The organism is Sphingobium chungbukense, assembly GCF_001005725.1.
Taxonomy (GTDB): domain Bacteria; phylum Pseudomonadota; class Alphaproteobacteria; order Sphingomonadales; family Sphingomonadaceae; genus Sphingobium; species Sphingobium chungbukense.
This window is the reverse complement of sequence record NZ_LBIC01000012.1, coordinates 145,479-160,643: the sequence shown is the minus strand read 5'-3', so window position 1 is coordinate 160,643 and position 15,165 is coordinate 145,479. Positions and strand designations below refer to the sequence as shown.

Genomic DNA, 15,165 nt, shown 5'->3' with positions numbered 1-15,165 from the left:
GAACTTGTTGAATGCGCCGGACAGCCAATTTCATCAACCGTTACTAGATGAAGCCGGCATTTCCCGCTGGGATGCTATATCCACCTCTATTTTCGCCTCGATTCTATTTCATTTAGATAATGTGGCGGCCACTTGGAACGTGATTGTCCAATCTGGAAATTTCATTGCGTATAGAGGCTTAGGCGGCCGGATTGCCAAAGAGTTTCGGACAGAAACCCTGCGCTCCCTGAAGCAGCCCATCATTTCTCACAAATGGAAGAACGGCGCTGCATGTTGGACTGAACGCCAGCCTGAGGCAAGACGCGACATCTAACGGTTGTCTTGTGCCCGCTTGTCAAATAGCCGCGAAAGACTTCGATAGGATGCCAAAGGTGGAAAGAGAATCTCGCAGCCAAGTGCGCCGAGCTATGATATCACTTCCAGATGATGTCGCTGAATTCATTCGCGTGCAATGTGCAGGCCGGACAGATGAATCCCTTCAGAGACAATTTGGCATCAGCTACAATACCTGGCGACGGATAGAGTCGGGCGCACCAATTCGGCAATCGCTTGCACTTCGGTTGATTGCTAAGACCGCGGACGCACGTGCAGAAGCGCTCGGGCGGGATGAGAACTTTGATTGATGATTATTCTGCGGATCAAGGCTAGTTGAGGCATATTTACTCCTCATTTCAATCTGCCCCGGGTGACGCAGCCGCTGACCAGCGATTTTCGATTGGCAAGAATTTCCGCCAATATTCCAGTAAGTCGCACCATGCCTCGGCTCTGATGTAAGAGTGCTGCGGGGAGGTGGGAATAGCGATGCTAAGCGTATTATTGCGCTGGCCTAGCCTGCACTACACCGCGGTATGTCACTCGCAGACTGCAGCATTCATCGGCTCGGCGGCCACCAAACCGGAGGCGCCCCACCGTGATGATGGTCGGCGCAATCTCTTCAACGCGGCGCACCACGATCGAACGGCTTGGTGAGAGTGACCGGGCTCGAATGGATCCAGGTAATCCAGCAGCGGTTCCGGGATCTAGGCAGGTCACGCCCTCGGACCTCCTTCGCGCCGTCTCATCGACCACCATGAGCTATCCACTCTCGCGTCGCCCGTGGACTTGCCGGACCTACTTTGGAGGGTTTCGCGAGTCGACCGCTACACGTGTCGCAGTTCCGCTAGTTCCAGCCCAAAAACTTGCTTCTGGGGTCCGCCGTAAGGCGGGCCCCAGGGATCGACATTTGCTCTTCGACTGCCTCACTAGAACGGATAGGCCGGAGGCGCGCTCTTGATCGTGACCCACTGCCACTCGGTGAAGAGGTCCCAGTTAGCAGGTCCACCGATCGAGGTACCGTTGCCCGATGCGCCAACACCACCGAAGGGATTGACCACGTCGTCATTGACTGTCTGATCGTTGATATGGACAAGACCGGCATTCAAGCGCTCGCCCAGCGCGACTGCCCGCCCAACATCCTTCGATATGACGGCGGACGAGAGACCATATTCGGTGTCATTGGCAAGAGCGACGGCTTCATCGTCGGTTGCGAATGGCACGAGCACGGCAACCGGCCCAAAAATCTCCTCGCTAAATGCGGCCATCGAGGGTGTTATGCCCTTGAGAACGGTGGCTGAGAGAAAGAGGCCTTCGGTAGTGCCACCAGCTACAATTTGGGCGCCTTCGGATACGGACTTATCCAGAATAGCCTTCGCGTGATCGAGCTGTGGCTGGTTAATGAGCGGGCCCAGCGCTACCGTCCCACTCATTGGATCACCGGCCGGCAAGATTTTAGCCCTCTCGCCGAGCTTCGCAGCAAACTCGTCGATTATGGCTTGATGTACCAAAATCCGACCGGCGGACATGCATATCTGCCCTTGGTGAAGGAACGCCGCCCAGGCGGCGTTCTTGAGCGCAAGATCAAGGTCCGCATCTTCTAGGACTATCAGCGAATTTTTGCCGCCCAGTTCAAGAGAGACCTTCTTGAGATGCTTGCTCGCGGTCTGTCCGACCATACGGCCGGCATTGGTCGATCCGGTGAATTGGATCATCGCCACATTGGGATCGCTGCATAGCGCTTCACCGGCATCGCCCCGGCCGGGCACGACCTGCAGCACGCCTGCTGGTAGGCCAGCAAGCTCGAAAAGACGGCCGATCACGAGGCCACCACATACAGATGTACGAGGATCAGGCTTTACCACTACGGAATTACCAACCGCGAGGGCTGGTGCGATTGCACGCATCGCAAGATAGAGTGGGAAGTTGAACGGTGAGATCACCCCTACCACTCCGAGAGGCCGACGCTTCGCCAGGCTGGTACGGCCAGCTTCAGCCGGTAAGACGAGACCTTGCGCCTCATGGGGCATGGCTCCTGCAAAACGCAGACACTTCAAAGTTACCGAGAGCTCGAATTCGGCTTTCGCGCGAACCGATCCGCTTTCACGCATGACCCATTCAGTGATCTCATCCCAATGCATCCGACCGATCTCAACAGCCTTTGTGAAGACTGCTGCACGATCGTCAGGGCTTAGCGCGAGCCATTGGGCCTGGGCCTTGCGGGCCGAGGCGGCAGACGCTGCGATCATAGTTGGATCAGCCAAGCCGATCTTGGCGATCACAGCTCCGGTGGCTGGCTCGATAACATCAGATACCGAGGCGCCGGACTTCCAACTCCCATCAAAGATTTGACCGCTCAGATGGCTTTCGGTCAACATTTTCTCGGTAGTCGTCATAAAACCTCTCCAGTGATCTGCTCCACACGACGCAGTGTCGGTGACACGTGCGCCTGCGTACTGTCGGGTGAGGAAATCCTCGATCGCTGAAACCGAGGTTCCAAGTGTCTCAAACTTCGCGAAGCCGTGAGGAATACCCCGGTGCGCGTGCCGCACCCTCGCGCGTTAGCGTCGATGGGGGTATCCCTTCCGGACCCCTTCGTTAGGCAGATAGCACTAGCGTATCTGATACCCCCCATCGACCGAGAAAATTCCGCCGGTGATGAACCTGGCGTCATCTGAAGACAGGAATGCGATCATCGCCGCTACGTCCATTGGCTGACCAATGGTACCGATCGGATGTTGCGACACCATTATCGCGAGACCACCTTCAACTGATCCGCCGATATCTGTGAGAAAATCGACACTGAGGTCGGTCTCGATGTAACCGGGGCGGACAGCGTTAATCCGGATGTTCTGCTTGTTTTCAGAAAACTCTAAGACCGCACCTCGGGTAAGCGCCTCTAGACCGGCCTTACTGGCGCTGTACGCCTGCAGATTTGAATGTGCTTTGCCGGCAGCGACGGATGAAAGGTTAACGATCGCCCCTCCCCCACTCTGCATCATCAGCTCCGCGCCGAACTTAATTCCCATGAATACGGAAGTAAGGTTCGTCTGAAGAACCGCGTTGAATTCCGCCACGCTCGATTGGGCTATGGTCTGTGAGACCGATGCTGCAGCGTTGTTGACCAGTACATCAAGGCCGCCGAGCACTTCTGCAGCGGCCGACATCACCCGGTGCCATCCATCCTCACTCGCGACGTCCTGCTGAATGTAGTGGACGCTACCGAGCTCAGACAGTTCCTGGCGAACTTCATTGCCTCTCCGCTCATCCCTACCGGTAATGATGACATCGGCTCCGCTCGCTAGAAGCCTTTGCGCAACTGCCTTCCCGATTCCTTGGGTGCCACCTGTCACAATGGCTCGCTTACCTCTGAGGCCTGGCGTGCAAGGGATACCGATCTCCTGCGCTACAATGCTGCTCATGACTTCCTCCCGAACTATTATAAAACCTGAACCACATGACGGCCGCCCGAACACTGGCTCGCGATGGATAGGTAGTGGGGCTTCTGCCCCAGTCGGAGCAATGACGGATAATACCCACTGCACTGACGATGATCGCGGAGGGTAAGCGTGCTGCCGTACGCAGAATGAACGCCGCAGCTTGCGGAGACCCTAAGGCTTTAGCAAGCCCATGCTCTTGATCTCTGCAAACGTCACTTCGGCGGCGGCGCCGGATACCATTCTTCGGGTTCAGGCATGTCGTAGCCATCAGGAAAGTCGATCAATTCAATAGCAAAGCCTGTCGTATCTTCGGTATCAACATAGGCGAACCGAACTTTTCCTTCGAAGTTGCCCGATTGGGTCACAGAGTAGCCGCGACGTCCAAACTCCCTGATACGTTCGTCAAAGGTCAAGGCGCCGCACGTCTGGGCAACATGCTGGATGCCCTCACCATGCCTTTCTAGCCACTCCGTATAGATCGTGTCGCCATGCAAGGGCTGGATTACTTCCCAAAATGTTGTGCCTGACCATGCGAGGGCGAGGCGATGAGAATGGGGTCGCCGCTCCCCACGGAAGGACTGGTCACGGACTGTATTCTGGTCAAACGTGTAGATGCGCCATGGCCCCACACCGATTCTGGTGAATTGCTCGAGCATCCGGTAGAGGTCTCGTGTCACCACGCATATTTGCATCGTATCGCCGATGAAGCTGTTAGACAGAGTGGTGTCGCTCGTCACCGTAATGTCGGAATTGTTCGAAATTATACGTTTGGTCATTCCGTAACTCCCAATCACATGCAGGTTTCACGATGCGTCATCCGCATACTAATCAGCATAGATTTGATATTCAGAGGATAGAACTCTAGTTTTGATCTTACGACGCTAAATAGCTGAACGCCTGATCTAGCTTCGACCGAGGTGATCGGCAGTCCCGGCATGTCACCAGCGATCGAGAGACCGACCCCCTCGCCGAGCGCGACGACCTTTTCGCCGGCATTGCATCAGTAAAAAGCTCAACATTTCAGGATGAATGGCAGCGCCGCACCATGCTCAGGCTTCGCGATCGGCATAACAATCGAACATCCGGCGATCTCGAATTTGCTCCCACTCCCGTCGGATGGGGTCGATACCGCGCAGCCCCCGATGAAAGGAAAACCTCCGGTCGGTCGGCGAGTCCTTCAAGGGACAGCGACGGCCGACCGGCAGGTTTCAAAAATGAACCTCAAAAACAACACTTCGGAGATCGGCAGATGGAGGTCGGCAAGCGCTTTGCATGAGCCGATTCCAGTGCCTTATTCGACGACCGGAACTACTGGGCTGTGTAGCCGCCATCCACAAAAAGACTTGAGCCAGTCACGAAGCTCGAATCTTCAGACGCAAGAAAAAGAACAGCCTTGGCGACTTCTTCCACACGGCCGAGGCGCCCAATGGGATGCATATTGGTGAGCTCAGCAAGCAACTCTGGGGTCGCAGCATTCTGAACCAGCGGTGTCAATATAACCCCAGGGCAGACGGCATTTACGCGAACGCCAGATTTACCGAATTCGACAGCGAGCGTCCTCGTTAGATTTACTACAGCGCCTTTCGACGCAGTGTAGGCGGCGTGGTTGGGAAACCCCACATGGCCATGGATCGAAGCGATGTTGACGATGGAGCCACCTCCGTTGAGGGTCATCCATTTGATGCACTCGCGCGCTACCAAGAATGTTCCATCCAGGTTAACTTGCATCGTCTTGTGCCAGCCAGACAGTGATAACGTATCGGTCGGCTCAAGCTTTGCCACGCCAGCACTGCTCACAGCAATATGCACGCCACCAAGCCGTTCAATGACCTGCTTAATGACGGATTCCACCTCGTGCTCGCGGGAAAGATCCGCCGAGAAGAAAGTTGCGTTTCCGCCACTCTTGCTTATCGATTCTGCAGCGGCCGATCCTCTGTCTGCGTCAAAGTCCACGATCGCAACCGCAGCACCTTCACGCACGAACTCATCAACAATCGCATGGCCTATGCCGGAGGCACCGCCAGTCACAACAGCAACTTTGCCATGTAGTTTTGACATTTAGACTACTCCCAATCTTAATATTTCGACATTACGGATGGCTAGCAAGGCCTATGGCAATTTGTAGCTGTACGCATTTCTGCAATCGCCCGCGCTACTCTTGGAAATTATTTTTAGAATTGTTTCGGCCGTGCCTGTCTAGAATTTAGGTTTCCGTCAGCTTTGAACGACCCCGTTCTTAAGATAGGCAACTGAAAATACGCGAACGGTGGTGATGCTTTTAAGTGTAGCCACCACAGGCGAGCCGCTATGCTTTGCAGCGCCCTTGTGAGCGAGGTGTACGCGGTGACGATCATCTCAAAACTGAGGCTGCTGTTGTCGAGACCGGAATGTCCCCTTGGCCTTTCGAGCACTTCTTGGCAGCTACGGTGTACCGCCAGCCCCAGCCACGGGCACTCCGGACCTGGTAACGGAACCACCCCTTTTGGCCACAAACCGGGCGCGCACGCCCCTCGAGCGAGCCAAGCCGTCGCCCACTGAAATAAATGAGCTCGGAAACCGGTGGACTTGATTGCACTGCGGTAGCGCCTTCTCCCAGACATACCTCCCCTCCAGACATCATTCTCTACGATGGGATAGGCTTAGCAAGCGGATCTTCAATGACGATAAATACCTAATCAGAGGCTGTTATTCGAGCCAGCTCTCGCGGGTCACAGGGTGCCAAGGGCAACATTTATGCTGCTTCATTTTGTCACCGCAGTGCGTCAGGAACTTCGTAACCCCACTCCTTATACTGTTTAGCGATCACCTGACCCATGATTGCGAGCTCTGGTGTGACGTCGCCTTTGCGCTGACTCATGATGATGGGCGACGTCGCGTTCTCGATAAGTTCACGATAGCGCACGTCCTCGGTGCGCGAACGACGCACCGACTCTGGCACGATCGCCACGCCTTCTTCTGCGGCGACGAGGCCGATAGCGGTCTGAAGCTCGCGGGCCTCGTGAACAATGCGCGGCTCTATCGACCGGTCCCGGAGCAGCGAAATGACCTGATCGGCATAACTTGGTCGTGGCGCCCTCGGATAGACGATCTGCGGCTCTCTTCCGACCTCGCTCAGCGAAACTGGCCCTTCCTGTTGAGCGAGGTGATGAGACAGCGGCAGCGCTACGATAAGCCTTTCATCACGAAGGACGATTCTGCGAAGCGCTGGATCCTCCATCCGGATGCGTCCGAAGCCGACATCGATACGACCGTCCTTCAACGCAGCGATCTGATCGAGCGTCCCGCTCTCGACAAGGACGAGTTCGACGTCCGGGCAAGTGTTCCGAAACTCGCGGATCAGCGCAGGTAGCCGCGCATAGATGGTCGAAGCCACGAAGCCGATAGTGAAACGCCTACGCTCGGAGCCGGCGGCGGATTTCATCATCGTCCGCATATCTTCCACACGGCCAAGCACCTGCAGCGCCTGATCGTAGAACAGCCGGCCCATGGGCGTCAGCTTGAGTGGGCGCGACGTGCGGTCGAGCAGCACCGAACCCATCTCCGCTTCTAGCTGGTGGATGGACCGGCTGAGAGGTGGCTGCGCCATCGCCAAGACCTCTGCAGCTCGGTTGAAGTTGCGCACCTCAGCGACCGTCACGAAATATCGGAGCTGCCTCAAATCCATAACATACTCTCAAGGTATTTATCAGGAACCAAAACGGTCTTTGATCGAATGGTAGCTGTCCTATTAATTCCTCCTCAGTCAAGAGACTTTGAGAGGATGTTTGACGGGATGGCGCTGCTCCATAGCCTCGATACCTTTATCGTCGATGTGCCTACTATCCGGCCACATGTGCTGGCCATGGCCACGATGCATCAGCAGTCCGTCGTCATCGTTCGTATCCGCGACTCGGACGGTTTCGAAGGGATTGGCGAGGGCACAACCATCGGCGGCCTCTCCTATGGTGACGAAAGCCCGGAAAGCATCAAGTCCGCGATCGACGTCTATATCCGTCCCGTTCTCGAGTCGGTCGGCGTCGGCAACGTCGCGCGCGCCATGAGCACGGTCGCGAGATACGTCAGGGGCAACCACATCGCCAAATGCGCAGTGGAGACCGCCCTGTTCGACATGATGGGGCGCCGTCTCGGCTGCCCGGTCTCCGAACTGCTGGGCGGTGGCCGCGTGCGCTCCTCCATGCCAGTCGCATGGACTCTGGCCAGCGGCGACACCGGGCAGGACATCGCGGAAGCCGAGCGGGTCTTGGAACAAAAGCGCCATCGCATCTTCAAGCTCAAGATCGGCAAGCGGGCGGTTGCCGATGACGTCGCCCATGTCGGTGCCATCTGCAAGGCCGTTGGATCGCGGGGCAGCGTCCGCGTCGACGTCAATCAGAACTGGGACGAGGCGCAGGCCGATCTCGGCATGGGCATGCTGCACGATGTCGGTGTCGCCCTCGTCGAACAACCGATAGCAGGCGATGACATTACGGCTATGGCCCGCCTGTCCGCAAGGCACACCATCCCCCTCATGGCAGACGAGGCGCTCCACGGTCCCCGCACCGCCCATCGCGTCGCCTCCGCAGCTGCCGCACGCGTGTTCGCGATCAAGATCGCCCAGTCGGGCGGCCTGGTCGCCGCTGGTGAGGTGGGGAGCATTGGCGCCGCTGCCGGTATCGGCATCTACGGCGGCACCATGCTGGAGGCCGGGGTCGGCACCGCAGCATCGGCCCACCTCTTCTCTACCTTCCCGACGCTGGCCTGGGGCACCGAACTCTTTGGTCCGTTGCTGCTTACGGAAGAGATCCTCGCCGAGCCGCTGCGTTACGGCGATTTTGAGCTTCAGGTTCCGGTTGGTCCGGGCCTTGGCGTTACGCTCGACGAGGACAAGGTCGCGCATTTCCGTCGGGACCGCACTGCCCCGCTGCTGCACGCCGTCAACGCAGGAGGCAATTGATATGCTCTTTCAGGTCGAAATGGATGTGATCGTCACTCCGGATACCGACATGGCCGTGTTCGAGGAGCGCAAGGCCGCCGAAAAGGCCTATTCGCACGAGCTCCAGCGCTCCGGCAAATGGCGCCACATCTGGCGCATCGTGGGCCAGTACCGCAACATCAGCATCTTCGACGTGGAGAGCAACGCAGAGCTTCACGACCTGCTGATGGCCCTGCCGCTCTATCCCTACATGGACGTGCGCGTGACGCCGCTGTGCCGTCACCCCTCGTCCATCCGCGACGACGACAGCTAAAAGCCAATATAAACCAGAGGAGAGGCTAATGAACCTCGATTTCATCAAGTCCGCACCTGTTCAGGATCTGCTCGACCGCGCCGCCGGCGTGACCTCCAGCGATGGCGACGTCCGGCTCAAGGGCATCGCCCGCGACCTGATCGAGGCGATCATGACCGTCATCGTCAAATATGACATCGACGAGAGCGAGTTCTGGCGCGCGATCAACTTCTTCCAGCAGGGCGCACCCGAATTCGGCCTGATCGTTCCTGGCACGGGTCTGGAGCATTTCCTCGACCTCTACATGGATGCCAAGGACGCTGAGGCAGGCCTGTCAGGCGGGACTCCGCGTACCATCGAGGGGCCGCTCTATGTCGAAGGCGCGCCGCTGGTCGAGGGCGATGTGAACCTGTCCGATGACGAGGACGACACCGACACGCTGTACATGTCCGGCATTCTGACCGGCCCCGATGGCGAAGTAGTGCAGAATGCCATCGTCCATGTCTGGCACGCCAACAGCCAGGGCTGGTACTCGCACTTCGACCCGACGCGCGAGCAGACACCGTTTAACAACCGCCGCCGCATCAAGCTGGGCAACGATGGCCGCTACGCCTTCCACTCCAAGATGCCGCATGGTTATTCGGTGCCGCCCGAGGGTGCGACGGATCGTCTGATGAAGGCGCTGGGCCGCCATGGCAATCGCCCGGCGCATGTCCACTTCTTCGTCGAGGCGCCTGGCTATCGCACATTGACGACGCAGATCAACTTCGGCGACGATCCGTTCGCGGCAGACGATTTCGCTTTCGGCACGCGCGATGGCCTGCTCCCCGTCCCCAACCGTCAGGGCGAGAGCGCTTACATCGGTTTTGACTTCCAGCTGCAGCGTGCAGCCGATGCCGCTGGCGAGGGCTTCTCTGCCCGCAAGCGCGCCGAAGTCGCCGCGCAACCTGAGAGCGAGACTGCCTGATCGCGGGCCATTGGGAGAGACTATCATGCATGAATATCTGATGCAGCGTGTCGCGACCGCCGTGGTCGACGATCCTGAAAGTGGCATCTTCCGGTGCCGCCGCGATGTCTTCACCGATTCCGAGCTGTTCGAGCTGGAGATGAAATATATCTTCGAGAGCAATTGGGTCTATCTCGCCCATGAAAGCCAGATCGAGAAGAAGAACGACTATCTGACGGCATGGATCGGCCGCACACCGGTAATCCTGAACCGCGCGAAGGACGGCAGCCTCAACTGCGTGGTAAACGCCTGCGCCCATCGTGGCGCGAAGCTTTGCCGCCGCAAGCGTGGCAACCAGCCGCTCTATGTTTGCCCCTTCCATGGTTGGAGCTTCAAGACGGACGGCAAGCTGCTCAAGGCCAAGGACGAAAGCACCGGTGCCTATCCCGACAGCTTCGACAATGATGGCTCGCACGATCTGACCCGCGTGCGAGTGGAAAGCTATCGCGGCTTCATCTTCGGCTCGCTGAACCATGACGTTCTCTCGCTGGAGGACCATCTGGGCGAGACGAAGGTCATTATCGACCAGATGGTCGATCAGGCGCCGGAAGGGCTGGAAGTGCTGACCGGCAGCTCCACCTATACGTTCGACGGCAACTGGAAGATGCAGATGGAGAACGGCTGCGATGGTTATCACGTCAGCTCCGTTCACGAAAATTACCAGTCCACCATGGGCCGTCGCGCAGAGGGCGGAACGAAGGCGGTTGACGCCAATGGCTGGTCGCGGGCTCCGGCAAGCGGCGTCTATGGCTTCGAACATGGCCATATATTGCTCTGGACGCAGGTGCTGAACCCGGAGGTCCGTCCGGTCTGGAACCTGAAGGACCAGCTGGAGGAGCGCCTGGGCGTGACCAAGGCAAAGGTGATCCTAGAGCAGACGCGCAATCTGGCGCTCTATCCCAATGTGTTCCTGATGGATCAGTTCTCGACGCAGATCCGCATGGTGCGCCCCATCGACGTGCACACCACGGAAGTCACCATCTATTGCTACGCGCCCAGGGGCGAGACCGCGGAAGACCGCGCGCATCGCATCCGGCAATATGAGGATTTCTTCAACGTCACAGGCATGGGCACGCCCGACGACCTGGAGGAATTCCGCAGCTGCCAGTCGGCCTATGAAGGCGCGGGCGAACTGTGGAACGATCTCAGCCGTGGCGCCACCCGCTGGATCGAAGGGCCGGACAGCAATGCCCGGACCATGGGCATGAACCCGCTGCTGTCAAGCGAGCGGAGCGAGGATGAAGGGCTGTTCGTGCGCCAGCATGAATTCTGGGCACAGATCCTGCTGGATGGCCTTGCCAAGGACGCGCAGCCGCTGGCGGAGGCCGCCGAATGAGCGCGCTTCTCGAAACGGAGCGCGCGGCGCTCTCCCATGCCGACATCTGCGCCTTCCTCTATCGGGAGGCGCGGCTGCTGGACGACCGCGACTTCGACGCTTGGCTGTCATGCTATGCCGAGAATGCGGAATATTGGATGCCCGCATGGACGGACGATGACGCACTGACCACCAATCCCCAGACCGAGATTTCGCTGATCTATTATGGCAATCGCCGGGGTTTGGAGGATCGGGTCTATCGCCTGAAGACGGAACGTTCTTCGGCCAGCACGCCCGAGGCGCGCACGGCGCACTTCATCGCGAATGTCGAGATACTGGAGCGCCGCGCCGACCAGATCGACCTGCGCTATAACTGGCACACGCTGAGCCACCGCTATCAGCAGACGGCGCAGTTTTTTGGCGCCAATTTCCTGACGCTGGACGTGTTGGGGGAGGCGCCTGTCATCCTGAAGAAGAAGATCGTCCTGAAGGATGACTATATCCATCAGGTCATCGACGTCTATCATGTCTGAGGAGCGCGGCTTGATCTTTTCGCAGAGGTTCGCGGGCAAGGTGATGATCGTCACCGGTGCAGCGCAGGGCATCGGCGCCGGTGTCGCCACCCGCGCGGCGGCGGAGGGCGCGAGCCTGGTCCTGATTGACCGGGCGGACTTCGTGTCCGAGGTAGAGGCGGAGATCGTCGCGGGCGGAGGCAAGGCCGTCTCGGTGCAGTGCGACCTTGAAACCCATGAAGGCGCGGCGGAGGCGGTTGCCGCCGCCCTCGCCGCCTTCGGCCGCATCGACATATTGGTAAACAATGTGGGCGGCGCGATCCGGATGCGGCCCTATGCCCAGTTCGAACCGGCGCAGATTGATGCGGAAATCCGTCGCTCGCTGATGCCGACGCTCTATTGCTGCCATGCGGTGCTGCCGGCGATGCTGGAGCAGGGCGCCGGGACCATCGTCAATGTCTCGTCCAACGCCACGCGCGGCATCCGCCGGGTCCCCTATTCGGCGGCGAAGGGCGGGATCAACGGCCTGACGCAGGCGCTGGCGATGGAATATGGCGAGGCGGGCATCCGCGTCGTCGCGACCGCGCCGGGCGGCACCAGCGCCCCGCCCCGCCGCGTTCCTCGCAATGCCGCGGGCGACACTGCGCAGGAACAGGCGTGGATGGCCGAGGCGGTGGAGCAGGTGACCTCCTCCACCTTCGTCAAACGCTATGGCACGCTGGAGGAGCAGATCGCGCCGATCCTGTTTCTGGCGTCCGATGAGGCCAGCTATATCACGGGGTCGATCCTGCCGGTTGCCGGCGGCGATATCGGCTGACGTAACAGACAGGACTATTCGCAGTGCCACAACTGATCGTCGTCAACCGCGCCGGTGACGAAACCCCCGTCGATGCCCGCGAAGGCGCCTCCGTCATGGAGGCCATTCGCGACAATGGCTTCGACGAGCTTCTCGCCATGTGCGGGGGATGCTGTTCCTGCGCGACCTGCCATGTCTTCGTGGACGAGGCATGGCTTGCGGCGACCGGCGCGCCGGGGGAGGATGAGAACGATCTCCTCGATTCCTCGGACCATCGCAGCGCGCATTCGCGCCTGTCCTGCCAGATCGTAATGAGCTCTGCGCTCGACGGCCTGCGCATCGTTATCGCTCCGGAGGATTGACCATGGCTTTCACCGACGTACCGGGAGCGCGCCTCTACTGGAGGCGGGACGGGCGCGATGAGGGGCCTGTGCTGGTCCTGCTCAATTCCATCGGCACCGACATGGATCTGTGGGATGGCGTTATGCCGTATTTGCGGGACCATTTCGCGCTGCTGCGGATCGACACGCGCGGTCATGGTGGCTCCAAAACGGAAGCGGGCGATGTCTCGCTTGAGCGTCTGGCGGCGGATGTTCTTTCCGTGGCGGACGATGCCGGGATCGAGCGCTTCTCCGTCGCGGGCGTCTCGCTAGGCGGAATGATCGGGATGGAAATAGCCCTGCGCGCGAGCGCCCGGGTCGAGCGGCTGGCGCTCATCTGCACATCCGCGACGATGGACAGCGCATCTTGGAACGACCGGATCACAAAGGTCCGGGGTGAGGGAATGGCCGCTATTGCGGACCTCGCCATGGGACGCTTCCTGTCCGACGCCGCCGAACCGGCGCTGTTCGAGACGGTGCGGCGGCAACTGCTGGCGATGGACGCCGAGGGCTATGCGGCATGCGGCGCGGCGATCCGCGACATGGATCTGGCGACGCGCATTGCGGGCATTGCCTGCCCTACGCTTGTCGTGACGGGAACGCGCGACAGCTCGACCCCCTATGGAGGTCATGGCGAGCATCTGGTCGCGCGCATTCCCGGGGCGGCCCATCATGCCCTCGAAGCGGCCCATCTGGCACCGCTCGAAGCGCCGGATGCGCTGGCTGCAGCATTGTTGTCCTTCGTTGAACGATGACACACCGGAGCGAAGGATGTTGGAGTTCGATCCAGAAGGCGGATGTCGTGATGGTGGGAGGGAGCCGCAACATCCCTACGAGCGCCCCTCCCTGTCTAGCCGTATCTCACCGCTCAAATTGGGAAATGAAGGACCATGATCGACAAGAGTTTCGATTCGGCTGGGGCAGCCGTCGCCGACATCCACGACGGCGCGTCCGTCATGATCGGGGGCTTCGGGACCGCAGGCATGCCCGACCAGCTGATCGATGCGCTCATCGCGCGCGGCGTGGGCGACCTCACCATCATCAACAATAATGCGGGAAATGGGGAGCAAGGCGTCGCCGCGCTGATCCGTGAGGGGCGCGTGAAGAAGATCATCTGCTCCTTCCCCCGCCAGTCCGACAGCCATCATTTCGACGCGGCCTATCGCGCCGGGAGCATCGAGCTGGAGCTGGTGCCGCAGGGCAATCTGGCTGCGCGCATTCAGGCGGCGGGCGCGGGCCTCGGCGCGATCTTCACCCCCACCGGCTATGGCACGCTGCTGGCCGAGGGGAAGGAAACGCGCGAGATCGGCGGCAGGAACTATGTTCTGGAATATCCCATCCACGCCGATTTCGCGCTGATCAAGGCGCAGCAGGGCGACCGCTGGGGCAACCTGATCTACCGCAAGACCGCGCGCAACTTCGGCCCGATCATGGCCATGGCGGCCAGGACGACCATCGCGCAGGTGAGCGATATCGTGCCGCTGGGGGCGCTCGACCCCGAAGTGATCGTGACGCCGGGCATCTTCGTCCAGCGGGTCGTGGAAATCGGGAGGGAAAGCGCATGAACCGCCTCAATCGTGACCAGATGGCCGAGCGCGTCGCCCGCGACATTCCCGAGGGCGCCTATGTGAACCTGGGCATCGGCCTGCCGACGAAGGTCGCCAATTACCTCCCGCAGGAACGCGACATCTTCCTCCAGAGCGAGAACGGCCTGCTCGGCATGGGGCCCGCCCCGGCTGCGGGCGAGGAGGACTGGGAGCTGATCAACGCGGGCAAGCAGGCCGTCACCCTGCTCTCCGGCGGCGCCTTCTTCCACCATGCGGACAGCTTCGCGATGATGCGCGGCGGCCATCTCGATATCTGCGTGCTGGGCGCGTTTCAGGTGTCAGTCCATGGCGATCTCGCCAACTGGCACACGGGCGAGTCGGGTGCGATCCCGGCCGTGGGCGGCGCGATGGACCTCGCCATCGGCGCCAGGCAGACCTTCGTCATGATGGACCTCCTCACCAAATCGGGCGAGTCCAAGTTGGTCGAGGCCTGTACCTATCCGCTGACCGGCCTTGCCTGCGTCAGCCGCGTCTACTCCGACCTCGGCGTGTTCAGCGTCGGCGCGGAGGGTGCGCGGGTGATCGAACTGGTTGACGGCCTGTCCCTCGAAGACATCCGCAAACTGACCGGCCTGCCCCTCGAAGGATAAGAG

16 protein-coding genes are annotated in these 15,165 nt (G+C 59.8%); 11 read left to right on the top strand and 5 right to left on the bottom strand.

Annotated elements, in window-relative coordinates; all coding sequences use genetic code 11:
• Positions 1 to 4 precede the first annotated feature (4 nt).
• Positions 5 to 313 (top strand): hypothetical protein, encoded by a 309-nt coding sequence (locus tag YP76_RS27960; protein WP_198147579.1) that lies wholly within the window; start codon positions 5 to 7, stop codon positions 311 to 313.
• A gap of 928 nt (positions 314 to 1,241) precedes the next feature.
• Here the strand turns inward: YP76_RS27960 and YP76_RS22075 are convergent.
• The 5 genes from YP76_RS22075 to YP76_RS22055 all read right to left on the bottom strand — a co-directional run bounded on the left by YP76_RS22075 (position 1,242) and on the right by YP76_RS22055 (position 7,416).
• Positions 1,242 to 2,708 carry a benzaldehyde dehydrogenase gene (locus tag YP76_RS22075; RefSeq protein ID WP_046765748.1) on the bottom strand — a complete coding sequence of 489 codons (1,467 nt, stop codon included), beginning with the start codon at positions 2,706 to 2,708 and terminating at the stop codon, positions 1,242 to 1,244.
• A 216-nt stretch (positions 2,709 to 2,924) separates the two neighbouring features.
• A complete protein-coding gene (locus tag YP76_RS22070) occupies positions 2,925 to 3,734 on the bottom strand; it encodes an SDR family NAD(P)-dependent oxidoreductase (protein WP_046765747.1) in 810 nt (269 codons plus the stop codon).
• Positions 3,735 to 3,964: 230 nt separating this feature from the next.
• Positions 3,965 to 4,528, bottom strand: a complete 564-nt coding sequence (locus tag YP76_RS22065; protein ID WP_052757548.1) for a VOC family protein — start codon at positions 4,526 to 4,528, stop codon at positions 3,965 to 3,967.
• A gap of 532 nt (positions 4,529 to 5,060) precedes the next feature.
• Positions 5,061 to 5,810, bottom strand: coding sequence for an SDR family NAD(P)-dependent oxidoreductase (locus YP76_RS22060; RefSeq protein WP_046765746.1), 750 nt, complete (start codon positions 5,808 to 5,810; stop codon positions 5,061 to 5,063).
• 691 nt (positions 5,811 to 6,501) lie between these two features.
• The gene (locus YP76_RS22055; RefSeq protein ID WP_046765745.1) at positions 6,502 to 7,416 is read right to left on the bottom strand and encodes a LysR family transcriptional regulator; all 915 of its coding nucleotides are present in this window, start codon (positions 7,414 to 7,416) and stop codon (positions 6,502 to 6,504) included.
• Positions 7,417 to 7,524: 108 nt separating this feature from the next.
• Here YP76_RS22055 and YP76_RS22050 point away from each other — a divergent pair, with 108 nt between their 5' ends.
• From YP76_RS22050 to YP76_RS22005, 10 genes are all read left to right on the top strand, one after another.
• Positions 7,525 to 8,685, top strand: a complete 1,161-nt coding sequence (locus YP76_RS22050) for a muconate/chloromuconate family cycloisomerase (RefSeq protein WP_046765812.1) — start codon at positions 7,525 to 7,527, stop codon at positions 8,683 to 8,685.
• A 1-nt stretch (position 8,686) separates the two neighbouring features.
• Positions 8,687 to 8,977: a muconolactone Delta-isomerase gene (gene catC / locus YP76_RS22045; RefSeq protein WP_046765744.1), complete on the top strand. Its 291-nt coding sequence runs from the start codon at positions 8,687 to 8,689 to the stop codon at positions 8,975 to 8,977.
• Positions 8,978 to 9,005: 28 nt separating this feature from the next.
• Complete coding sequence (locus YP76_RS22040) at positions 9,006 to 9,923, top strand: dioxygenase family protein (RefSeq protein WP_046765743.1); 918 nt, start codon at positions 9,006 to 9,008, stop codon at positions 9,921 to 9,923.
• 25 nt (positions 9,924 to 9,948) lie between these two features.
• Positions 9,949 to 11,298: a Rieske 2Fe-2S domain-containing protein gene (locus YP76_RS22035; RefSeq protein WP_046765742.1), complete on the top strand. Its 1,350-nt coding sequence runs from the start codon at positions 9,949 to 9,951 to the stop codon at positions 11,296 to 11,298.
• Positions 11,295 to 11,810 carry a benzoate 1,2-dioxygenase small subunit gene (gene benB / locus YP76_RS22030; protein WP_046765741.1) on the top strand — a complete coding sequence of 172 codons (516 nt, stop codon included), beginning with the start codon at positions 11,295 to 11,297 and terminating at the stop codon, positions 11,808 to 11,810. Before YP76_RS22035 ends, benB begins: the two co-directional genes overlap by 4 nt.
• Positions 11,811 to 11,820: 10 nt before the next feature.
• The gene (benD, locus tag YP76_RS22025) at positions 11,821 to 12,606 is read left to right on the top strand and encodes a benzoate diol dehydrogenase BenD (protein WP_046765811.1); all 786 of its coding nucleotides are present in this window, start codon (positions 11,821 to 11,823) and stop codon (positions 12,604 to 12,606) included.
• A 23-nt stretch (positions 12,607 to 12,629) separates the two neighbouring features.
• Entirely contained in the window at positions 12,630 to 12,947 is a 318-nt protein-coding gene (locus YP76_RS22020; protein ID WP_046765740.1) for a 2Fe-2S iron-sulfur cluster-binding protein, read from the top strand.
• Between the two features lie 2 nt (positions 12,948 to 12,949).
• Positions 12,950 to 13,720 carry a 3-oxoadipate enol-lactonase gene (gene pcaD, locus YP76_RS22015; RefSeq protein ID WP_046765739.1) on the top strand — a complete coding sequence of 257 codons (771 nt, stop codon included), beginning with the start codon at positions 12,950 to 12,952 and terminating at the stop codon, positions 13,718 to 13,720.
• A gap of 135 nt (positions 13,721 to 13,855) precedes the next feature.
• Positions 13,856 to 14,530, top strand: coding sequence for a 3-oxoacid CoA-transferase subunit A (locus tag YP76_RS22010; protein WP_046765738.1), 675 nt, complete (start codon positions 13,856 to 13,858; stop codon positions 14,528 to 14,530).
• Complete coding sequence (locus tag YP76_RS22005) at positions 14,527 to 15,162, top strand: 3-oxoacid CoA-transferase subunit B (RefSeq protein ID WP_046765737.1); 636 nt, start codon at positions 14,527 to 14,529, stop codon at positions 15,160 to 15,162. Before YP76_RS22010 ends, YP76_RS22005 begins: the two co-directional genes overlap by 4 nt.
• Positions 15,163 to 15,165: the final 3 nt, after the last annotated feature.